This window comes from Streptomyces sp. ISL-66 (assembly GCF_018614135.1).
Classification (GTDB): Bacteria; Actinomycetota; Actinomycetes; order Streptomycetales; family Streptomycetaceae; genus Streptomyces.
Genome location: NZ_JAGGOW010000181.1, coordinates 1 through 19810, shown reverse-complemented (window position 1 = coordinate 19810; position 19810 = coordinate 1). Strand labels below are relative to the sequence as shown.

Here is a 19810-nt window from a genome sequence, read left to right as displayed (position 1 = left end):
GGCGGATGCGCTTTCCGCCGGACCTGAACGGCTCGGTGGGTTCCCGCGCTCCGCTGGCGCGACCGACGGCCGGGAACGTTCGCGAGGCGACCGACAGCACGCACCACGGTGCATGTAAGCCCCACGCGACGGGATCCGGACCGGCTGCGCTTACAGCCTCTGGATGTTCGCAGCCTGGGGGCCATTGGGGCCATCGGTGATGTCGAACTCGATGGCCTCGCCTTCCACCAGCTCCCTGTAGCCCCCGCCTTGGATTGCGGTGAAGTGGGCGTATACGTCCGGCCCTCCACCGTCCGGCGCGATGTACCCGAAGCCCTTCTCACTGTTGAACGACGTCACCGTGCCTGTAGCCATCCGAACGCATCCTTTGCTGTCTTCGACGGGGCGAACGCGCCCCCGCCGCAACCGATGCCGGCTCCGGCGTCTGCACACTGCCCTGATCCGCTGCCGCCGAACCCTCCCCCGGCGGAGTTCGAGGCACCGCAAAGCCCAGCAGGGCGGGCGGGAGGAAGCAGCGGTCAATGCCGTGAGGACGGCCACTGGCGTGGGGCTGCCGGGGTGGTGCGGTGGGGGTGGTTCCGCAACCCCGGGCGGGAGGGTTTAGGGGTAGAGGGCTTGGACGGTGTTGTTGCGGGTGATGAGGGCGGGCGTGCCGTAGCCGCTGGTGGGGAAGGCGGCCTTTCGTGCGCTCGGGAGGTGCTGGCGTCCGGCCGCGGGTATCCGGGGCGGACGGCAGGCGTCGGGGCGGGAGCTGATGGGGTCACCTTGTTAGACCCGCTCCAGCAGTGCGATACCGAGGTCGCTGGCCTTGTAGTGGACCTCGCGCCGATAGCGGTGGCTGGTGACCAGGCCCGCATCGCGCAGTACGGCGAGGTGCTGCGAGACCGCGCCCAGGCTCAGGCCGGTCCGCCCGGCCAGGCGCGTCGTCGTGGACGGTGAGCTCGTATGGGCGAGGACCTGCGCCCGGCTGCGGCCCAGCAGGCGCGCCAGTCCGTCCCCGGCGGCGTCCCGTCTTTCCCACAGGGTGCCCACCGCTCGCGACGGGTAGATCGTGCACGGCGGCGCCCCGCCCTGTCCGGTCAGCAGGTGGCAGCGGACCGCGAACGCGCTGGGCGCCAGGGTGATTCCGCCTCCGTCCAGGCCGAGTTCCCCGGCCGGCAGGTCGGCGGACACCAGGCGGTTGTCCGCCCAGTGCAGCGCCGGATGGAGGTGGGCGAGCACCTCCCGGATGCCGTCCTCGCCGAGCTGGCGGGTCCGGTACGCGACGTCGGCCTCCAGTACGGCGCGGATCCGGGGCCAGTACGGCCGTACGCCCGCCTGCCACCAGGCGAGCACCGCATCGGCCAGTTCGGGCAGTACCCGTACGGGATCATCGGCCAGCCGCCGCTCGAAGTCGGTCAACGGCGTTCGCCGGCCGACTGCTTCGAGCCCGGCGCGCACCCCCTCGGCCGGCAGGGCCGCGAGCGTGGCGAGCTCCTCCTCCATCTCGGCCAGCGGGCAGCGCGGAGGCGGCGTCAGGAAGCTCCGCACCGTACCGTCCCGGGCCACCAGGGCATGCAGCGGTTCCGTCTTCCCGGCGAGGCTCCGGTCCTGCCGGAGAGCCAGCGCCTCTTTGATCCACGGCAGATGGACGGCATGCCGTCCGGGATCGGCCACCGCCCGCAGACTGGCGGCGGTCTCCCACAACGGCGACATCGCGAACCGGAGGTTGGCCATGTCGTCCACCCCGAAGAGCACCTCGCCCATGCCCGCTCCCGCCCGCCTCGCGCGATGATGTTTTCACCCAGACTAAAACAATGGCTGCGCCGTCCAGGGGGTGGTGGTGTCACGGTCATGACGACTTCTCTCACCAACGAGGCCGGCGATACCGGCGAAAGAAGCACGGAGAGCGGCACGGGTGCTTCCGGTGGCGGTCGCCCCGCCCTCTTGCGCATCGCGGACTTCCGCCGCTTCTGGATCGGCGACACCGTCAGCCAGGCCGGCTCGGCCATCACCCTCCTCGCCCTCCCCCTCCTGGCGATAGGCACCCTCGGCGCCGGCCCCTTCGAGGCGGGCCTGCTCGTCATGTGCGAGTACCTGGGCGTCTTGCTCATCGGTCTGCCGGCCGGGGCTTGGGTGGACCGGATGCGCCGCCGCCGCGTCATGATCGCGGGCGACCTCGGCCGCGCCGCGCTCCTCGCCTCCCTGCCGGTCGCGGCCTGGCTCGACGTCTTGGCCCTCCCGCAGCTCTACGTCGTGGCCTTCGGCATGTCCCTCTGCACGGCCTTCTTCGACATCGCCTACCAGAGCCATCTCCCGCAACTCGTCGACGCAGACCGCCTGGTCGAGGCCAATGTCTCCCTCGAAGCGACGCGCACCATCACCGCGGCCGGCGGTCCCGGTGCGGGCGGCGCGCTGGTCGGTGCGCTGACGGCGCCCGTGGCGATCGTCGTCGACGCGGTCAGCTTCCTCGTCTCCGCCCTGTTCCTGTCCCGCATCCGCCGGGCCGACGCGGCGCCCGAGCCCCGCCCGAAAGTGCCCCTGCGGTCCGAGATCGCCGAAGGCCTGCGCTTCGTCTTCGGCAACCCGCTCCTGCGGGCGCTCACCCTCGCCTCCGCGATCTCCAACCTGTTCGGCACGATCGGCGCTGCCATGCTGCTCGTGCTGCTCGCGGGAGAGCTCGGCCTCTCACCCCTCCTCTGCGGTCTGGTCTTCACCGCGGAGGCCGTCGGCGGCTTCCTCGGCAGCCTGCTCACGATGCGGATCGCCGCGCGCTTCGGCCAGGGCCGGGCGATGTGCGCATCCGTGATCACCAGCGGTGTGTTGTGGCTGGCGGCGGTGCCCCTCTTCCACGCCGACTGGCGCTTCGCTGTCGCCGCCGTCCTGCAGGGCCTGGGCTGGACCGCCTTCATGACCTTCAAGATCGCCTCGGTGGCCTTCCGGCAACAGCTCTGCCCCGAGCCGCTCCTGGGCCGGATGACGGCGACGTTCCGCTTCGTGGTGTGGGGATCCATGCCCCTCGGCGCGCTGATCGGAGGCATCCTGGGAGAACACTTCGGCGCCCGGACGGCCCTGTGGACCGGGGCCCTGGGTGAACTCCTCGCCGTACTGCCCCTCCTGCTGTCGCCGCTGCGGACCGCACGTGAACTCCCCCGGTAGCGTCGGCCCCATGCGCTACCACCACGTCGACGTCTTCACCGGCCAGCCCTACAGCGGCAACGGCCTCGCGGTGTTCCCCGACGCCGATGCGCTGACGGGCGCGCAGATGCAGACCATCACCCGGGAACTGCGGCACTTCGAGTCCGTCTTCCTGATCCGCGACGGCGCACCGGAGCGCACCCGGCGGGCGCGCGTCTTCGACCTCACCGAGGAACTGGACTTCGCCGGCCATCCCCTCATCGGCGCCGCCGCCGTCCTGCACGCCCTCCACGGCACCGCGGACCACGAGGCATGGACCCTGCACCTGCCGGCCCGGACGGTGGAGGTCGCCACCCAACGGCGCGGCCCGGGCCGGTACGCGAGCCTGCTCGACCAGGGCGCCGCCGAGTTCCTCGGCCGCCCCGATCCGCACGGTCTCGCCGCCCTGTTCGCCCTCGAACCGGTCGACCTGGACCCCGCCCTGCCCCCGGAGATCGTCTCCACCGGCCTGCGCTACCTGGTGCTCCCCGTACGCGGCGACGCCCTGGCCCGCGCCCGCATCGACGCGCCGCTCGACGCGCCGCTGGCCCGCCTCGGCGCCCAGTTCGCCTATCTCCTCGACGCCGCCGCCCTGGAGGGGCGGCACTGGAACAACGACGGAATGCTCGAAGACGTCGCCACCGGCAGCGGCGCGGGCTGCGCCGCCGCCTATCTGCGCCGCCACGGCCGCATCGGCACCGGCGAGCGGGCCCTCCTGCGCCAGGGACGCTTTACCGGGCGCCCCAGCGAAATGACCGTCAGCGCGGACGGCCACGGCCAGGACATCCGCTCCGTGCGCGTCGGAGGCAGCGTCGCCTTCGTCGCGGACGGACGCCTCCACGAGCTTCCGCCGGTGTAGAAGCGCCCGCCTGCCGAAGCCTCCCGATCGTTTCCGGGTCGGGACGAGTGGTGCGTCAGGACGAGTGGTGCGTCACGACGAGTGGTGTGTCACGACGAGTGGTGTGTCACGACGATTGGTCCGTCACGACGAGTGGTCCGTCAGGACCGCCGGGTCCGAGAGGCCGGACGCGCCCGTCTCGACCTTGCCCGCGAAGCGGCGGAGGAAGTCCGGCGCTCCGGATGCGGTGACCGTCACGTCGTACCAGCGCTTCGTGTTCTTCAGCGGGACGCTGTACGTGACGGTCGCGCCCTTGGCGACGGTGAGGCGCTTCGGGCCCCCGGCGTAGGCGTTGGTGACCGTCAGCGTCGCGGTCGCTGCTCCGGCGTTGGTCAGGGTGAGGTCCAGATCGCCGGTGGTGGCGTTGTGGCGCGCGGTGACCTCGGGGCCGGGGGTGGTGCCCGGGTTGCGGAAGCCGCGCAGGAAGCCGTTGGGGCCGTGCACGGTCAGGTCGGTGACCCCGGCCGAGTAGCGGGTGTTCCAGGTGTCCGCGACCGACTTGCCGGCCTCGGTGGTGTACGTCCAGGGGGCGTCTGTGCGGTTGCCGGAGGTCACGTAGAACTGCGCGCCCAGGGCGGGGCCGCCGCTGAACGTCAGCCGGAAGGTGCCCTCGTCGACGAGCGCGCGGCCGTCCACGTACGGGGCGTACTTCAGCGCGCGGGTCTGGCGCAGGCCTTTCTCCTGGCGCGGCATGGCGCCCTCGGCCGGCGGCGTGAGCCGGAAGTCGGGGTGGCGATCGCGGTCCTGCGGGAACCAGGCGCCGGTGTCGGGCAGCGGCGCCGTGGTCGTGTCCGTGCGGGCGAAGTCGAAGGCGGAGGTGAGGTCGCCGCAGACGGCGCGGCGCCAGGGGGAGATGTTGGGCTCGGTCACCCCGAAGCGCTGTTCCATGAAACGGATGACGGAGGTGTGGTCGAAGGTCTCGGAGCAGGAGTAGCCGCCGGTGCTCCACGGCGAGACCACGAGCATCGGCACGCGCGGACCCAGGCCGTACGGTCCGGCGACGTAGCCGGGCTTGCCGGGGAAGACGTCCAGCGCGGTGGGTACGGTCGACAGGCCCTGCGCGGCACTGGCAGGGGCGTACGGCGGTACGACGTGGTCGAAGAAGCCGTCGTTCTCGTCGTAGGTGATGAAGAGCGCGGTACGGGCCCACACGTCGGGGTTCGAGGTGAGGGCGTCCAGCACCTGCGCGATGTACCAGGCGCCGTAGTTGGAGGGCCAGTTCGCGTGCTCGCTGAATGCCTCGGGGGCGGCTATCCAGGAGATCTCGGGCAGGGTCCCGGCGGCGACGTCGGCGCGCAGCCGGTCGAAGTAGCCTTCGCCGGCCTTGGCGTTCGTACCGGTCCGGGCCTTCTCGTACAGCGCGTCGCCGGGCTTGGCGTCGCGGTAGTTGTTGAAGTAGAGCAAGGAGTTGTCGCCGTAGTTGCCTCGGTAGGCGTCGTTGATCCAGCCCCAGGAGCCGGCGGCGTCCAGGCCGTCGCCGACGTCCTGGTAGACCTTCCAGGAGATCCCGGCCGCCTCCAGGCGCTCGGGGTAGGTGGTCCAGCCGTAGCCGGCCTCGGCGTTGTTGAGGACCGGACCGCCGCCCCGGCCGTCGTTGCCGGTGTGGCCCGACCAGAGGTAGTAGCGGTTGGGGTCGGTGGAGCCGATGAACGAGCAGTGGTACGCGTCGCAGATGGTGAACGCGTCGGCGAGAGCGTAGTGGAACGGGATGTCGTCGCGCGTCAGGTACGCCATGGTCGCGGGCGTCTTCGCGGGCACCCAGTTGTCGTACTTGCCCTTGTTGAAGGCGCTCTGGCCGCCGTCCCAGTCGTGGTTGAGGCCCTGGAGGAACTCCATGCCGAGGTCGTCGGACGGCGGCCGGAAGGGCAGCGTCTCCTTCGTGCCGTCGGACTGGTGGAACACGGACTTGCCGCTGGGCAACGTCACCGGGCGGGGGTCGCCGAAGCCGCGGACGCCGCGCAGCGCGCCGAAGTAGTGGTCGAAGGATCGGTTCTCCTGCATCAGGACCACGATGTGCTCCACATCGGCGATGGTGCCGGTGGTCCCCTGCGCGGGGATGGCGGCGGCGCGCGCGATGCTCTCGTTGAGCATCGTCAGGGCGGCGGCGCCACCGGCGAGCTGCATGAAGCGGCGGCGGTTCAGTTCAGCCATGGTGGAACGACCTCTGCGGTTGAGGGTGCTTGAGCGCCCCCAGCAGAGCGTGCCCGGGGTGCCGGCGGGGGAGCCTGGCATGACGGTGACGCGTACACCGGGCGAACGGCAGTCTGCTTTCGGCCGTGTTCGCAGCGACACCTGCGAAGGGTGACCGGAACAGCCGGAACAGCCGGAACAGCCGGAGCAGCCGGAACATCCGGAACGGAAGGGCGCCGGGTCAGCCGGCGGGGACCGGACGGCCGGCGTGGAGCTCCACCGGGCCGGTGGAAGTGGCTCGGGCTTGGAGAGCGGCTTCGATCTGGCGCCGGAGGGCGGGTTCAACGAGCGTGGAGAGGCCGGCCGGGGGCACTGCGCGCCACTGGAGGAGCTCCGTCTCGGGCAGCCGGATCCGGGACAGGGCGGCGGGGTCGAGGGTGCCGCCGTCGTAGAGGAACCGGACGCGGGCCGGATAGCCGGGCCGGTGGGACCAGTTGACGGCGAGGAGCCGGCCCGGGGCGATGTCGAGACCGAGTTCCTCCTGGACCTCGCGGCGGGCGGCGGCGCGCGGGATCTCGCCGAGGTCGCTGTCGATGCCCCCGCCCGGCAGGTGCCACTGGGCCGGGTTGCCGTACGCGGGCTGTACGAGGAGGACTCCGCCGGCGGTGTCGGTGAACAGCACGCTCGCGGCCGTGAGGGCCTTCGGCCGGGCGGCCCGGTGGTCGGCGCTGCTGAAGACCCCCGCGTGCTCCAGGGCCGCCCGGTGCTCCGGGTCGAGGCCGGCCGGGGAACCGGGCTGCGGAACGCCGCCGACCAGGTGCGCGAGGGAGCCGGAGTACAGGGCGGCCAGAGCGGCGCGCAGCCGGGGAGCGATCCGGGCGGGCAGGGCCTCGTACGCCTCGTCCGGGGTGAGCCAGCGGGCTTCGGTGACCTCGCCGTCCGGGAAGGAGATCGCGGAGGCCTCCGCGGGCGTCAGCGGTCCGACGAGGTGGACGTGGACGACGAGGGAGCGCCCGAGCGGCCCCGGCGGCCGGGAGTCCACGGCGAGCAGCCGTCCGACCGGCACGCTCAGGTCCAACTCCTCCTTCAGCTCGCGGGCCAGCCCTTCCTCGGGGGTCTCGGTGTCCTCCACGCCGCCGCCGGGGAGCTCCAGTTCCGTCTTGTACGAGGTGGTCAGTACGAGGACCCGCCCGCGCTGGTCCAGCACGATCCCGGTGGCGGCCACGAGGGGGGAGGGCTGGGCGGCGTAGTGGGCGCGCACCGCGTCGGAGTAGGGGGATTGGTCCGGCACGGGGGGCTCCTGGGGATGCGGGGCGGGCTGGCTGCGGGTGGAGGGTGGAGGGTGGACGGTGGACGGCGAGCGAGGGGATCCGTACCCACTCGGGGAGTGTCCACGGGGTGGACCTGGCGCGGTGGTGGCAGGCCAGACGCGCGGGATTGGCCCTCCTGGCCAGGCCAATCCTCTTCCAGACTGGGGACCACACCGGAGATTGGTCTGGTGTCAACGGGAGGAGACCCTCATGTCGAGCGAATACACCACCCTCGGCGACCGAGCCGAGCGCGCCCTCCAGCAGCGCCACGAGCGCCGCGTATCCGCCGCGCTGCCGGCCCTGCCCGTACTGCGCGAATGGGTTCTCGGGCTGGTCAGGGCCGTTCGGGAGCCGGGGCGATGAGCCGCGTCGTGGTCGGGGTGAGCGGCTCGCTCGCCAGCCTCGCCGCCCTGCGGGCGGGCGCCCGCGAGGCCCGGCTCGGCGGACGGGAACTGGTGGCCGTATTGGCCTGGTCGCCGCCCGAGGGGGAAGGAATGTTCGCACGGTTCCCCGACCGGGCGTGGGCCCAGCTCTGGGAGGCGGAAGCCGCCGAAACCCTCGGCCGGGCCTTCGAGGAGGCCCTCGGCGGGGACCCGGCGGGCGTGCCGCAGGTCCGCAGGCGCGTGCTGCGGGGTGACCCCGGCCGGACGCTGCGCGCCGTCGCCGGGCTGCCGGATGATCTGCTCGTCATAGGCGTCCGGCCGGGGCGCCGGCACGGCGGGAAGGTGGGGCGCGAGCTGCGCGCGCACGCGGTGTGCCCGGTTCTGGCGGTGCCCGGGCCGGTCCTGCCGGGTGCTTGGCTGAGGCGGCTGCGGCGGGCCACGGCGGCGGACTTCACGGCGGACCCGGCGGGTGGCGGGGCCGGTCGTCGCACGGGTGGTGGGGCTGGTCCCGGCGCGCTTGGTGGACCTGGGGGCCGGCCCCGGGGCGGGGCGGACCTCAGGCGCGGGCCAGGAGCAGGCAGCCCATCGTGACCATGGTCGCCGCGACCAGCCCGTCGAGGACCCGCCAGGCCGAGGGCCGGGCGAGCAGGCCGCTGAGCAGGCGCGCGCCGTAGCCGAGCGCGCCGAACCAGATGAGGCTCGCCAGGCAGGCCCCGGCGCCGAACGCCCAGCGCAGGTCGCCCCGGTCGGCGGCGAGGGATCCGAGCAGGAGCACGGTGTCCAGGTACACGTGCGGGTTGAGCCAGGTCATGGCCAGGCAGGTCAGCACGGCGCGGCGGGTGGCGGCCCGGCGGGCGGCGGTGTGGCCGGTGGCGGTTCGGCCGGTGGCCGGGGCTTGGGCCGCGGTAGCGGTCGTGGCGCTGGCCGTAGCCGTGCTGCTGTTCCTGGCCGTGGTCGTGGCGGTGGCCGTGGCCGTGGTCGTGGCCGTCATGCTGCTCGCCGCCGTGGTGGCGCCGCTCGGGGTGGTGTCCGGGTCGGCCGCCGTGCCCGTGGCGGTATCGCCGGCCTGGAGGGCGGCGCCCGGGGTGGGACGCAATACCCGGCGGGCGGCGAGGACTCCGTAGCAGATGAGGAAGGCGCCGCCGACGAGTCCGACCAAGGTGAGGGCGGGCGGCCAGGCGGTGACGAACGCGCCCACGCCGGCCACGCCGAGGGCGATGAGGGCCGCGTCCGAGACGGCGCATATGGCGACCACGGCGAGGACCGATTGGCGGCGTACGCCCTGGCGGAGTACGAAGGCGTTCTGGGCGCCGATGGCGACGATGAGGGAGAGCCCGGTTCCGAAGCCGGTCAGGGCCGCCGGGATGATGCCGTGTGTCATGGCTTTGACCGTAGGCAGCGACGCGTGAGTAGTACAGCTAAAGATCCTTACGTAGCATTAGTGCGCGTGATGGATGAGCTGCCTGTGGACCAGGTGCGGACGCTGCTCGCGGTGATCGACGGGGGCACCTTCGACGCGGCGGCCGCCGCCCTGCACGTGACGCCCTCCGCCGTCAGTCAGCGCGTCAAGGCGCTGGAGCAGAGGACCGGGCGGGTGCTGCTGGTGCGGACCAAACCGGTCCGGGCCACCGAGTCCGGGGAGGTCGTCGTCCGCTTCGCCCGGCAGTTGGTCCGGCTGGAGCGTGACGCGCGGGCCGAGCTCGGCTTGGCGCCGGGTCCGGGGGCGCCGGTGCGGCTGGCCATCGCGGTCAACGCGGACTCGCTGGCCACGTGGTTCCTGCCCGCTCTGACCCGGGTGCCGCAGGACCCGCCGGTCTGCTTCGAGCTGCACCGGGAGGACGAGGGGCACGCGACCGCACTGCTGCGGGACGGGCGCGTGATGGCGGCCGTGACCTCGCAGTCGGAGGCGGTGGCGGGCTGCACGGTGCGCCGGCTCGGACTCGCGCGCTACCTGCCGGTGGCCAGCCCGGAGTTCGCGGCCCGGTACCTGACGGGGATGGTGGAGCACGACCTGCGGACGGCCCCGGTCGTCGTCTTCGACCGGCGGGACCTCATCCAGGACCGCTTCGTGCGGATGGCGACGGGTAACGAGGGCGCCAGGGCCTCCGAGGTACGGCACTACGTGCCCACCTCCGAGGGGTTCTGTGACGCGGCGGTCGCCGGGCTGGGCTGGGCGATGGTGCCGCAGGCGCAGGCGGGGCCCCTGGTGGAGGCGGGGCGGCTGGTGGAGATCATGCCGGGCCGGAAGCTGGACGTGCCCCTGTACTGGCAGCAGTGGAAGCTGGACTCGCCCGCGCTGTCGAGGGTGGCGGCGGTGATCGTGGAAGCGGCGGCGGGGGCGCTGCGGTAGGGCGCGCCGGGTCTGCGGCGGTGTCGCGCGTCCGGGTCGCTACGTGTCCTCGGCCTGCGGGCGCGGCCCTGGCAACGCATAGGCTGCGCGCATGGAGTCCTACACGATCGGCCAGGCGGCGCGGCTGCTCGGCGTCAGCGTTGACACGGCCCGCCGGTGGGCCGACGCGGAGCGTTTCCCGACGCGCCGCGAGGGCACTCGGCGGATGGTGGACGGGCCCGACCTGGCCGCCTTCTGCGTGGAGGCCGCCCAGGAGGGCGGCGACGGGGACGACGAAGCCCCGTACACCTCGGCGCGCAACGCCTTCCCGGGCATCGTGACCGGAGTGAAGCTGGGCACGGTCGCCGCACAGGTGGAGATCCAGGCCGGACCGCACCGCGTCGTGTCGCTGCTGACCCGGGAAGCCGTCGAGGAGCTCGGCCTGGAGGTCGGGGCGCGGGCGACCGCCCGGGTGAAGTCGACGAGCGTGTTCATCGACCGCACCTGAGCCGCGCGGCTCAGCGTACGGAGGCCTTGAGGTGGTCGGCGGCCTCGCGCGCCGCGTCGGCCGCTCCGGCGCGGGCGGCTTCGCGGTCGCTGTCGGCGCGGGTGTAGGTGACGTCGACGCGCACGTTGCTGAGACGGAAGCACACCTGGGCGACGGCGGGGCGTTCGGGATCGGCGGTACGCAAGCGCACGAACGCCTCGTCGCCGATGCCGGGCAGGTCCGCGGGAGCGGTCTTCTCCCAGCCCAGCGTGTTCGCGCGGTCGTCGCGCAGGCCATCGAGGGCGAGGTCCTCGGTGAGGACGAAGGACTGCAGGAAGACACCGCCCCGCTCCGTGCCCTTCTCGCGCGCTGCCGACCAGCTGCACGACCCGTGGTCGTCGCGGCCGCCGTAGGACGTGGGCACCAGCCGGTGGATCGTCTGCGGGGACACCAGCTCGCAGGGGCGCAGACCGGCGGTGAAGTCGCCCGGGTGGCTGCGCTGCCAGTGCTTCCACCCCGCGAGGGCGCAGCCGGCGACGATGAACAGGGCGATCAGGACGAGCGCGATGAGCGAAACCCGCTCACGCAAGGGGCGGCGCGCGGGTCCGCCGGGAGGTGTGGTCACCGCGGAAGCATAGGGGCGGGCGGGGACCGGGGCCGGGACCGGGGCCGGGGCGAGGCCGCCGCCCTCACGTCCCGCCAGCGCGACGGCGGGGGGCGGCGCGGCCGGCGGCGGCGCCGGTGGCACACTGGCCGGTGTTCAGCCGAAGGGGAGTACGCCTTGTCCATGCTCAACAACCTGCGCCGGGTCGTGCGCCGCAGCTACCGGCGGGCCGTCGACCTCAGCCACCCGGCGCGTTCCCCGCTCGGCAGCGCCGTGGTCAACTGCCTGGTCTACCGGAACGGCGAACGCCAGGACGGCTGCGCCGATGTCGGCGAGGCGCTGCACAGGGTCCGCAAGACGGGCGACGCCTTCGTCTGGATCGGCCTGCACGAGCCGCCGCAGGCGGAGCTGGCCGGGCTCGCGGAGCTGTTCGGTCTGCACCCCCTCGCGGTGGAAGACGCGGTCCACGCGCACCAGCGCCCCAAGATCGAGCGCTACGACGAGACCCTCTTCGCCGTCTTCAAGACCGTGCGCTACGTGGAGCACGAGGAGCTGACCGCGACGAGCGAGGTCGTGGAGACCGGCGAGCTCATGGCCTTCGCCGGCGAGGACTTCGTCATCACCATCCGGCACGGCGGCCGCGGCACCCTCGGGCCGGTCCGCGAGGCCCTGGAGGCCGACCCCGAACAGCTGGCCAAAGGACCGGTCGCCGTCCTGCACGCGATGGTGGATCACGTCGTCGACGAGTACGGGGCCGTCACGGACGCGGTGCAGAACGACATAGACGCGGTCGAGACCATGGTGTTCAGCGAGCACGGCGGTCGCGGCGACGCGGGCCGGATCTACCAGCTCAAGCGCGAACTGCTGGAACTGCGACGGGCGGTGGGCCCGCTGAGCCGGCCGCTCCAGCAGTTGAGCACGCAGCCGATAACGGTCATCCCGCCGGAGATGCGCACGTACTTCCGCGACGTCGCCGACCACCTGACCCGCGCCACCGACCAGATCAGCGCCTACGACGCCCTCCTCGACTCGATCCTCCAGGCCCATCTCGCGCAGGTGACCGTCGCCCAGAACGAGGACATGCGCAAGATCACCGCTTGGGCCGCCATCGTCGCCGTCCCGACGATGGTCTGCGGGGTCTACGGCATGAACTTCGACAACATGCCCGAACTGCACTGGACTTACGGATATCCCCTCGTGGTCGCAGTGATGGCCGTGGCCTGCTTCGTCATCCACCGCGGATTCCGGCGCAACGGCTGGCTCTGAACGCCGGGCCCCTGCTGGGGCGTTGCCAAGGGCCCGCCGCGGGGGCGGGTGCGGCTCGAGCCGCTGGAGCTCCGCCACCACGTGATCATGCGGGACGGCTGGATCCGCGACACGGCGGTATGCGGCATCACTCGCCCCCAGTGGCCGGCCGCCGAGCGGGCCCTAGGGGCCCGGCTGGAAGCGGGCGGCGCCGGGGGGCCGCGCCGGGGGTCCCCCCGCCATCGGCTGATCCGGGCGGTTCCCGGGTATTGAGTCGGCGCGACGTCTGGTAGTAAAGTTTCCTAACGAAGTCGCCCGAGCATCAACTCCCTTATGGAGGCGCCATGTTCACCCCCCACCGCAAGCGACTGGCTATCAGTGCCCTACTCGGCGCTGCCCTCATCGCGGTACCCGTCACCGCCCACGCGACCGCTGCCACCGGCGCGGACCAGGCCGCCGTGGGCACGTCGGCGGCCGCAGCCGTCGGGCTCGACGATCCGGTGAAGAAGGACATCGCCATGCAGATCGTCTCCAGTGCCGAGAACTCCTCGCTGAACTGGAAGGCGCAGTACAAGTACATCGAGGACATAGGCGACGGCCGCGGCTACACGGCGGGCATCATCGGCTTCTGTTCCGGCACCCACGACATGCTCGAACTCGTGGAGTACTACACGAGCATCAAGCCGGGCAACGTGCTCGCCAAGTACCTCCCGGCCCTGCGGAAGGTCGACGGCAGCGACTCGCACGCCGGCCTCGACCCCAACTTCACCAAGGACTGGGTGAAGGCAGCCGCCGACTCCGACTTCAAGAAGGCCCAGGACCACGAGCGCGACCGGGTCTACTTCAACCCGGCCGTCAAGCAGGGCAAGGCCGACGGGGTGGGCGTGCTCGGCCAGTTCACCTACTACGACGCCATCGTCATGCACGGCGACGGCGGCGACTCCACGAGCTTCCGCAACATCCGCAAGCGTGCCCTCTCCAAGGCCAAGCCCCCGTCCCAGGGCGGCAACGAGACCACCTGGCTCAACGCCTTCCTCGACGCCCGCGTCTGGGCGATGAAGCAGGAGGAGGCGCACAGCGACACCAGCCGCGTGGACACCGCGCAGCGGGTCTGGGTCAAGAAGGGCAACCTCAACCTCAACACCCCGCTGGACTGGAAGGTTTACGGGGACTCCTTCCACATCGGCTGATCGGTGCCGCCCGTCCGGCCGCCCGCCGTCGCACTGCCGACGCCGTCAGCACCACTGCGCCCGCCAGCCCGTACGCCACCGGGACCGTCTGCTCGCCGAGCGCGCGCACCGACACGTACGCCGCGGCCCCCGCGACCGCCACGCCCAGCCACTCCGCGCGCCCGTCCAGGGCCACCAGCGCGATCAGGAGCAGCGCGTACCAGGAGTAGCCCGGGGTCAGCAGCAGGAACGCCGTACCCGTCACCAACAGGGCCGCGCTCCAAGGCTGTTCGGGATTGCCGCGCCACCACACGTACGCCGCCACCGCCAGCATGGCGACCGCCACCGCCGGCACCGAGCAGGAGTCCGGGAGCACCAGGCGCAGCAGCGCGTAGCGGCCGCCCGCGCCCGGGTCCTCGTACCCCTCCTCCTGCGCGTAGCCGCCGAGGTACCCGAAGACGGACGACCGCGAGGCGAGCACGTACGGCAGGTACGTCAGCCCCACCACCGCGGCCGCCGACGCCAGCAGCGCCGCCGCGTCGCGCCACCGCCGTACGCCGGCCAGCGCGCCCGGCAGCAACACGGCGGGCAGCAGCTTCGCCGCGATGGCCAGCCCGAACAGGGCGCCGCCCAGGGCTCGTCGGCGCACCGCCACTCCCAGCGCCGCCACCGACAGCAGCACGGCGAGCACGTCGACGTGCGCGTTGTTCACCGCTTCCACCGCCACCGCCGGACACCAGGCCCAGTACGCGGCCGTACGCGGCTGCGCGCCCCGGCTGCGCTGGACCAGCAGCAGCGCCCCGGTCACCGCCAGTGCCAGCAGGGCCCCGCCCGCCTGAAGGGCCTTGTGGCGCACGCCCGGCGGAGACAGGGCGTGCACGAGCGCGAAGTACCCCTCCGCGACGGGCGGGTAGATGGTGTGGACCGCGGGCCGGTTGATCCGGGTGCACACGCCGGGCTCGATGACCACCCGGTCCGGATGCCCCGCGCAGGCCGCCGCACCGCGCGGGAACAGCCAGCCGTCGCGCAGGGCGCGCAGCTCCGGATCGGCGGGGGCGTGGTCGTAGGGGGAGATCCCGGCGGCCTGCACCCGCCCGTCCCAGGCGTAGCGGAAGGAGTCCGTGCTGGTCAGGGGCGGCCCGGCCAGTCCCGCGACGCAGCAGGCGACCGCGCCCGCCAGGACGAGCGGGACCACGCGGCGGGCAGGCACCCGGCGTAGCGACCAGACGGCCGCGCCGAACAGCGCCCAGGCGGCCGCGTACCACCAGGTCAGCGCGGCCGGGTCGGAGAAGTAGCCCTCCTCGCGGACGGCCGGCACGAGCACGGCGGTGAGCGCGGCGAGCAGCAGCACGGTCAGGGCGACGCGGAGCCGGGGGCGGTTCATGCGGGTCAGCCTGGCAGCGGGTACCGGCGCCGGGCGCGCGACCGGCCCGGCGTCCGCGTTTCGTAAGGTGTCGAACCGCCCGCGCGGGGCCCGGCGGCGCTCTGATGGAGGGTATGACTCCGCCCGCTCCGCCGCCCTCCGCCCCGCCGCCCTCCGCCCCGCGATCCTCCGGTGCGCCGTGGAGGAGGGGGTGGAGGCTCTCGCTCCCGCTGGTGCGGCCGCCGTCCTTCTCCGGCCGCCTCCACGACGCCCGCACCGCGACCTCCGTCGGCCGCTGGCTCGGCGCCGCCTTCCTCGTCTGCTTCCTGACCGGCCTGATCAGCCACTACCTCCAGCACCCGCCGGTCTGGGCCGCCGACCGGCTGCCGAGCCGCCCGGTCTGGGGCTACCGGCTCAGTCAGGGCCTGCACATCGGCAGCGGGCTCGCCGCGATCGTGCTGCTGCTCGTGAAGCTGTGGGCGGTCTACCCCAGGCTGTTCGTGTGGCCGCCCGTGCGCGGCGTCCCGCACGCGCTGGAGCGGCTGTCCGTGGCGGTCCTGGTCGCCGCCGCGGTCCTGGAGGTATTCACCGGGCTCCTCAACATCGCCGAGTGGTATCCGTGGCCGTTCGGCTTCATCCAGACGCACTTCGCGCTGGCGTGGGTGGTGACGGGCTCACTGCTCCTGCACCTCGCCGTCAAAGCCCCCCAGATCAGCGCCCATTGGAGCCACCGCTCACCCGGCACGCTCGAACTGCCCCCCCCCGACGGCCCGGACCGGCGGTCCCTGATGCTCGGCGTCGGCGCGGCCGTCGGAGCCGTCACCCTCACCACCGTCGGGCAGGCCTTCACCCCGCTGGCGAGCCTGGACCTGCTCGCGCCCCGCCACCCCGGCCACGGACCGCAGGAGCTGCCGGTCAACCGCACGGCCGCGGCCGCCGGGGTCACGGACCGGGCCGTACGGGACTGGCGGCTGGAGGTGCGCGGGCCGGCCCCGTACGGCCTGACACTCGATCAACTCCGTTCCCTGCCACTCGCGGAGGCGCGACTGCCCATCGCGTGCGTGGAGGGCTGGAGCGCGGACGCGCACTGGAGCGGCGTCCGGATCCGCGACCTCCTGGCGCGGGCGGGCGCCCGCCCCGGATCCGGGCTGCGCGTCACCTCGCTCGAAACGGGGGGCGCGTACCGGGTGATGGAGATGGGCGCTGACTACACCGAGGACCCGCTGACGCTGCTCGCGCTCGAACTGAACGGCCAGGTGCTCGACCTCGACCACGGATACCCGGCGCGCGTCATCGCGCCGAACCGGCCCGGGGTGCTGCAGACCAAGTGGGTCACGCTGCTGGAGGTGCTGTGAAGGCCGCGCGGTGGGTGCTGGGCGGGTGCGGGCTGCTGCTGATCGCGGTCGGCGCGCGGCTGCTGTCGCTCCTGCCCGATCCCGTCGCCGTGGGGGTGTGGCTGGGCGGCGCGCTCGTCCTGCACGACGGGGTCATCGCGCCGCTGGTCCTGGCGGCCGGGATGGCGGTCGCGGCCGTCCCCGCGCGGGGCGTCGTACGCGGAGCCCTGCTGACGGCGGGCGCGCTCGTACTGGTCACCCTGCCCCTGTTGCTGCGACCGGGCACCCCGCCGAACCCGTCGGCCCTGCCGCTGCCGTACGGGCGGAACCTGGCGCTGGTGCTCGGCGTGGTGGCGGTGACCGCAGCGGCGACGGCGCTGGCGCCTCGGCTGGGGCGGGCGCTGGGGCGGGCAACGGGGCGTGGGCGGTCGCGCTGAGGGCCGTGCCCCGGGCTGGGCAGGCCTGCCGGGCGGACTTGCGGATGAGGGTGTGGACCGTGCGGTCTTCTTGCGTTGTACGCAAGAAGGCATGCGGAGTGCGCAAGGCGCTTTTAGGGTCGAACCATGCACACCGACCAACACCAGCACCACGGGCACGGCGCGACCGGCGGCCACGGCCACGGCCACGAACAGGAACACGACCACGGCCACGGCCACGGGCAGGAACACGGGCAGGAACACGGGCAGGAACACGGGCAGGAACACGGCCAAGGCCACGACCACGGCCCCGCCGACGAGGCGGCCCTCGCCGAGATGCTCGACCTCGACGGTGAGGTCCTGCACGACTACCTCACCGAGGTCACCGGCCTGGTCCACGACCTGGCCCAGGCCGGACCGGCGTCACCGGTCCGCCGGATCCTCGACGTCGGCAGCGGCACCGGCACCGGCACCTTCGCCCTCCTCCGCCGCTTCGAACAGGCCGAAGCCACCGCCCTCGACCTCTCCGAGGGGATGCTCCAGCGCCTCGGAGACAAGGCCCGCGCGCTCGGTCTCGCCGAGCGCGTGCACACCGTACGCGCGGACCTCGACGCGGCCTGGCCGGCGGTCGGCCCCGCCGACCTGGTGTGGGCGTCCGTGTCCCTCCACCACATGGCGGACCCGGGCCGGGCCCTCGGAGAGGCCTTCGGCGCGCTGCGCCCCGGGGGACTGCTCGCGGTGGCCGAGTTCGGCACGTTCCCGTACTTCCTCCCCGAGGACATCGGCATCGGCCGCCCCGGGCTCGAAGCCCGCGTCCACACCCTCCTCGACGGGGCCCGCGCCGGGTCACTGCCGCACATCGACTCCGACTGGAGCGCGCTGCTGACCGGGGCCGGATTCACCGTCGAGGCCGATCGGCCCTTCGTCGTCGAGCTGACGCACCCGCTGCCCGAGGCCACCGGCCGCTACGCGCGGGCCTGCCTGGGCCGTATCCGCGACCACCTCGGCGACAAGCTCGACGCCGAGGACCTGGCCGCGCTCGCCACCCTCCTCGACGGCGAGGGCCCCGAATCGCTCGCGCACCGCCCCGACCTCGTCGTCCGCACGGAGCGCACGGTGTGGGTGGCCCGCAAGCCGTGACCCGCACAACCGGGCCCCGGCGGCGCCGCACGGGAGGGGCTACAGGACGCTACGGGGTCGCGGCCGGTCGGATCAGCACTGCGAAGGTGCGGCCGGCCGCCGTCCAGCCGTCGGCCGGGGCCCAGCCCGTGGCCGTGGCGTGCCGGGCCAGGGCGGCCGGTCCGACGCGGGCCCAGGCGAACGGCGCGCCGAGGCCGCCCCGGCCGTCGGCCACGCGGACCTCGCAGCGCTCGTCCAGGTCGGCCTCGGGATCCGTCCCGGAAACCGTCCCGGAAACCGTCCCGGAAACCGTCCCGGGGTCCGTTTCGGCGCACTCCACGATCAGGGAACCGGTCACCGCCACCACCTCGGCCATCCGCCGCAGCAGCGCCGTCGGGTCCCCGCCGATGCCGATGTTGCCGTCGATCAGCAGCGCGGTGTCCCAACGGCCCTCGGCCGGAAGGGAGTCGAAGACCGACCGGTGCAGCGCCGCGCCGCCCGCGCGGACCGTACGGGCCACGGCCTCGGGGCTGACGTCGATGCCGAGCGCCCGGTGCCCCCGGGCGGCGAGCGCCGACACCAGCCGGCCCGGACCGCACCCGATGTCGAGGACCGCGCCACGGCAGCGCCGCAACACCGTCCAGTCCGCCGGGTCCGGCGCCTCGCACCAGCGCTCCACGTCCAGCGGCAGCAGCCACCCGTCCCCGCGCCGCAGGTAGAGCGGTCCCCGTCCGCTGCGCAGTGCCACGGTGTAGGGGTCGGCGGACCAGGCCGCCGTCGCGGAGGTCCCCGCCGTGACCGGTCCCGCCTCCGTGGCAGTGGTGGGGGCAGTGGCCCGGGAGGGGGCGGGGGCGAGTGGGCTCATCGGTGGGCCGACCGGGTGATGGCCGTCAGTTGCGCCGCGAAACGGCCGGCCGGGGCCTCGGCGGCCACCAGGTGGGCGTCCTCGGCCGTGTCCACGTCCCGGAGCAGGGGCAGGCGTCCGGTGCGCAGCCCGGCCGCGCGGAGGCGCTCGTACTGGGCGGCGCCCGTGCCGGGGGTCGACATCGGTACGCCGCGCAGGAGCGCCGGATCCGGGGCGGCCAGGCCGAGGGCCCAGAATCCGCCGTCGGCGGCCGGGCCGATCCAGGCATCGTGGGCCGACCAGTCGACCGCCAGCAGGTCCGGGGTGACCTGCGGGGTGTCCATGCCGATCAGCAGCGCCGGCCCGGTGCAGGCCGCGAAGGCGGCCGCGAGGCGCAGGTCCAGGGTTCCGGCGCCCTGCGGGACCACCTCGAACCCGGGCGGCAGCCACGGTCCGGGACGGCCTTCCAGTACCAGGATCCGCCGGTCCGCCGGGGTCCGGGCGACGGCGGCGAGGGTGTCGGCGAGCGCGGCCTCGGCCAGCCGGGCCGCCTCGACGGGGGTGAACGGGGGCGTGAGCCGGGTCTTGACCCGGCCCGGTACCGGCTCCTTCGCGATCACGAGCAGGGTGGTCGCGGTCGTGGAGGTCGTTGGGGTCGGCGCTGTCATCGGGGGCCTCCGGCACGGGAGTCGGGGGAGGGCCGGACGGCGGGTGGCTCCGCCAGGACCCGGCTCATGTCGCGGACCGCCTGACCCGTGCCCCGCCAGGTGCCCGTCACCTTCGACTTGCCCGACCGGGGCAGGTACGGCACGTCCACCTCCCGGATCCGCCAGCCCGCGTCCGCCGCCCGCACGACCATTTGCAGCGGGTAGCCGGAGCGCCGGTCCGTGAGGTCCAGTCCGAGCAGGTGCTCCCGGCGCGCCGCCCGCATCGGGCCGAGGTCGCGCAGCGGCAGCCCGGTGCGCCGGCGCAACAGCCCGGCCAGCACCAGGTTCGCGGCCCGCGCGTGCGCCGGCCAGGCGC

General features: G+C 73.6%; 20 protein-coding genes and 1 pseudogene. 11 read left to right on the top strand and 10 right to left on the bottom strand.

Going from position 1 to position 19810, the window contains the following annotated elements; translation table 11 throughout:
- Window positions 1-150: 150 nt before the first annotated feature.
- Both J7E97_RS31025 and J7E97_RS31020 read right to left on the bottom strand, forming a co-directional pair.
- A complete protein-coding gene (locus J7E97_RS31025) occupies window positions 151-354 on the bottom strand; it encodes a cold-shock protein (protein WP_215034218.1) in 204 nt (67 codons plus the stop codon).
- Between the two features lie 414 nt (window positions 355-768).
- On the bottom strand, window positions 769-1746 hold the full coding sequence (locus J7E97_RS31020; RefSeq protein WP_215034216.1) for a DUF5937 family protein: 978 nt from the start codon (window positions 1744-1746) through the stop codon (window positions 769-771).
- Window positions 1747-1833: 87 nt separating this feature from the next.
- Here J7E97_RS31020 and J7E97_RS31015 point away from each other — a divergent pair, with 87 nt between their 5' ends.
- Window positions 1834-3138 carry an MFS transporter gene (locus J7E97_RS31015; protein WP_215034214.1) on the top strand — a complete coding sequence of 435 codons (1305 nt, stop codon included), beginning with the start codon at window positions 1834-1836 and terminating at the stop codon, window positions 3136-3138.
- A gap of 10 nt (window positions 3139-3148) precedes the next feature.
- Window positions 3149-4015, top strand: coding sequence for a PhzF family phenazine biosynthesis protein (locus tag J7E97_RS31010; protein WP_215034212.1), 867 nt, complete (start codon window positions 3149-3151; stop codon window positions 4013-4015).
- Window positions 4016-4138: 123 nt separating this feature from the next.
- Here J7E97_RS31010 and J7E97_RS31005 read toward each other — a convergent pair whose 3' ends face one another.
- Together J7E97_RS31005 and J7E97_RS31000 are read right to left on the bottom strand one after the other, a co-directional pair.
- On the bottom strand, window positions 4139-6205 hold the full coding sequence (locus tag J7E97_RS31005) for a phosphocholine-specific phospholipase C (protein ID WP_215034210.1): 2067 nt from the start codon (window positions 6203-6205) through the stop codon (window positions 4139-4141).
- 220 nt (window positions 6206-6425) lie between these two features.
- The gene (locus J7E97_RS31000; RefSeq protein ID WP_215034208.1) at window positions 6426-7475 is read right to left on the bottom strand and encodes an NUDIX hydrolase; all 1050 of its coding nucleotides are present in this window, start codon (window positions 7473-7475) and stop codon (window positions 6426-6428) included.
- 229 nt (window positions 7476-7704) lie between these two features.
- Between J7E97_RS31000 and J7E97_RS30995 the strand changes: the two genes are divergently transcribed.
- Both J7E97_RS30995 and J7E97_RS30990 read left to right on the top strand, forming a co-directional pair.
- Window positions 7705-7857, top strand: coding sequence for a hypothetical protein (locus J7E97_RS30995; RefSeq protein ID WP_215034206.1), 153 nt, complete (start codon window positions 7705-7707; stop codon window positions 7855-7857).
- A complete protein-coding gene (locus J7E97_RS30990) occupies window positions 7854-8468 on the top strand; it encodes a universal stress protein (RefSeq protein ID WP_215034204.1) in 615 nt (204 codons plus the stop codon). The genes J7E97_RS30995 and J7E97_RS30990 overlap by 4 nt, the downstream gene beginning before the upstream one ends.
- On the opposite strand, the gene J7E97_RS30985 is transcribed toward J7E97_RS30990, so the two are convergent.
- Window positions 8434-9258 (bottom strand): LysE/ArgO family amino acid transporter, encoded by an 825-nt coding sequence (locus J7E97_RS30985; protein WP_215034202.1) that lies wholly within the window; start codon window positions 9256-9258, stop codon window positions 8434-8436. The two genes, J7E97_RS30990 and J7E97_RS30985, sit on opposite strands and share 35 nt — an antisense overlap.
- A 69-nt stretch (window positions 9259-9327) precedes the next feature.
- Here J7E97_RS30985 and J7E97_RS30980 point away from each other — a divergent pair, with 69 nt between their 5' ends.
- On the top strand, window positions 9328-10227 hold the full coding sequence (locus J7E97_RS30980; RefSeq protein WP_215034200.1) for a LysR family transcriptional regulator ArgP: 900 nt from the start codon (window positions 9328-9330) through the stop codon (window positions 10225-10227).
- A gap of 91 nt (window positions 10228-10318) precedes the next feature.
- On the top strand, window positions 10319-10714 hold the full coding sequence (locus tag J7E97_RS30975; protein WP_215034198.1) for a molybdopterin-binding protein: 396 nt from the start codon (window positions 10319-10321) through the stop codon (window positions 10712-10714).
- Between the two features lie 10 nt (window positions 10715-10724).
- On the opposite strand, the gene J7E97_RS30970 is transcribed toward J7E97_RS30975, so the two are convergent.
- On the bottom strand, window positions 10725-11318 hold the full coding sequence (locus J7E97_RS30970; RefSeq protein ID WP_215034196.1) for a hypothetical protein: 594 nt from the start codon (window positions 11316-11318) through the stop codon (window positions 10725-10727).
- Between the two features lie 162 nt (window positions 11319-11480).
- Between J7E97_RS30970 and corA the strand changes: the two genes are divergently transcribed.
- Together corA and J7E97_RS30960 are read left to right on the top strand one after the other, a co-directional pair.
- A complete protein-coding gene (gene corA / locus J7E97_RS30965) occupies window positions 11481-12563 on the top strand; it encodes a magnesium/cobalt transporter CorA (RefSeq protein ID WP_215034254.1) in 1083 nt (360 codons plus the stop codon).
- Window positions 12564-12886: 323 nt separating this feature from the next.
- Window positions 12887-13732, top strand: coding sequence for a chitosanase (locus tag J7E97_RS30960; protein ID WP_215034194.1), 846 nt, complete (start codon window positions 12887-12889; stop codon window positions 13730-13732).
- Here the strand turns inward: J7E97_RS30960 and J7E97_RS30955 are convergent.
- Window positions 13680-15095 carry a glycosyltransferase family 87 protein gene (locus tag J7E97_RS30955; RefSeq protein ID WP_215034192.1) on the bottom strand — a complete coding sequence of 472 codons (1416 nt, stop codon included), beginning with the start codon at window positions 15093-15095 and terminating at the stop codon, window positions 13680-13682. The two genes, J7E97_RS30960 and J7E97_RS30955, sit on opposite strands and share 53 nt — an antisense overlap.
- A 212-nt stretch (window positions 15096-15307) precedes the next feature.
- On the opposite strand from J7E97_RS30955, the gene J7E97_RS30950 reads away from it, so the two are divergent.
- The 3 genes from J7E97_RS30950 to J7E97_RS30940 all read left to right on the top strand — a co-directional run bounded on the left by J7E97_RS30950 (window position 15308) and on the right by J7E97_RS30940 (window position 17964).
- A complete protein-coding gene (locus tag J7E97_RS30950) occupies window positions 15308-16429 on the top strand; it encodes a molybdopterin-dependent oxidoreductase (protein ID WP_308346866.1) in 1122 nt (373 codons plus the stop codon).
- Window positions 16426-16845, top strand: a complete 420-nt coding sequence (locus J7E97_RS30945; protein ID WP_215034188.1) for a hypothetical protein — start codon at window positions 16426-16428, stop codon at window positions 16843-16845. Before J7E97_RS30950 ends, J7E97_RS30945 begins: the two co-directional genes overlap by 4 nt.
- A 126-nt stretch (window positions 16846-16971) precedes the next feature.
- Complete coding sequence (locus J7E97_RS30940; RefSeq protein ID WP_215034186.1) at window positions 16972-17964, top strand: class I SAM-dependent methyltransferase; 993 nt, start codon at window positions 16972-16974, stop codon at window positions 17962-17964.
- Between the two features lie 49 nt (window positions 17965-18013).
- On the opposite strand, the gene J7E97_RS30935 is transcribed toward J7E97_RS30940, so the two are convergent.
- The 3 genes and pseudogenes from J7E97_RS30935 to J7E97_RS30925 all read right to left on the bottom strand — a co-directional run.
- On the bottom strand, window positions 18014-18808 hold the full coding sequence (locus tag J7E97_RS30935; RefSeq protein WP_215034184.1) for a bifunctional 2-polyprenyl-6-hydroxyphenol methylase/3-demethylubiquinol 3-O-methyltransferase UbiG: 795 nt from the start codon (window positions 18806-18808) through the stop codon (window positions 18014-18016).
- Window positions 18805-19455, bottom strand: coding sequence for a DUF2064 domain-containing protein (locus J7E97_RS30930; RefSeq protein WP_215034182.1), 651 nt, complete (start codon window positions 19453-19455; stop codon window positions 18805-18807). Before J7E97_RS30930 ends, J7E97_RS30935 begins: the two co-directional genes overlap by 4 nt.
- A pseudogene (locus J7E97_RS30925) lies at window positions 19452-19810 on the bottom strand (glycosyltransferase); the annotation flags it as partial. The gene J7E97_RS30930 and the pseudogene J7E97_RS30925, both read right to left, overlap by 4 nt.

Coding starts and splice junctions, on each gene's coding strand:
- J7E97_RS31025 (WP_215034218.1), bottom strand. CDS start 354: ATGGCTACAGGCACGGTGACGTCGTTCAACAGTGAGAAGGGCTTCGGG.
- J7E97_RS31020 (WP_215034216.1), bottom strand. CDS start 1,746: ATGGGCGAGGTGCTCTTCGGGGTGGACGACATGGCCAACCTCCGGTTC.
- J7E97_RS31015 (WP_215034214.1), top strand. CDS start 1,834: ATGACGACTTCTCTCACCAACGAGGCCGGCGATACCGGCGAAAGAAGC.
- J7E97_RS31010 (WP_215034212.1), top strand. CDS start 3,149: ATGCGCTACCACCACGTCGACGTCTTCACCGGCCAGCCCTACAGCGGC.
- J7E97_RS31005 (WP_215034210.1), bottom strand. CDS start 6,205: ATGGCTGAACTGAACCGCCGCCGCTTCATGCAGCTCGCCGGTGGCGCC.
- J7E97_RS30995 (WP_215034206.1), top strand. CDS start 7,705: ATGTCGAGCGAATACACCACCCTCGGCGACCGAGCCGAGCGCGCCCTC.
- J7E97_RS30990 (WP_215034204.1), top strand. CDS start 7,854: ATGAGCCGCGTCGTGGTCGGGGTGAGCGGCTCGCTCGCCAGCCTCGCC.
- J7E97_RS30985 (WP_215034202.1), bottom strand. CDS start 9,258: ATGACACACGGCATCATCCCGGCGGCCCTGACCGGCTTCGGAACCGGG.
- J7E97_RS30980 (WP_215034200.1), top strand. CDS start 9,328: ATGGATGAGCTGCCTGTGGACCAGGTGCGGACGCTGCTCGCGGTGATC.
- J7E97_RS30975 (WP_215034198.1), top strand. CDS start 10,319: ATGGAGTCCTACACGATCGGCCAGGCGGCGCGGCTGCTCGGCGTCAGC.
- corA (WP_215034254.1), top strand. CDS start 11,481: ATGCTCAACAACCTGCGCCGGGTCGTGCGCCGCAGCTACCGGCGGGCC.
- J7E97_RS30960 (WP_215034194.1), top strand. CDS start 12,887: ATGTTCACCCCCCACCGCAAGCGACTGGCTATCAGTGCCCTACTCGGC.
- J7E97_RS30955 (WP_215034192.1), bottom strand. CDS start 15,095: ATGAACCGCCCCCGGCTCCGCGTCGCCCTGACCGTGCTGCTGCTCGCC.
- J7E97_RS30940 (WP_215034186.1), top strand. CDS start 16,972: ATGCACACCGACCAACACCAGCACCACGGGCACGGCGCGACCGGCGGC.
- J7E97_RS30935 (WP_215034184.1), bottom strand. CDS start 18,808: ATGAGCCCACTCGCCCCCGCCCCCTCCCGGGCCACTGCCCCCACCACT.
- J7E97_RS30930 (WP_215034182.1), bottom strand. CDS start 19,455: ATGACAGCGCCGACCCCAACGACCTCCACGACCGCGACCACCCTGCTC.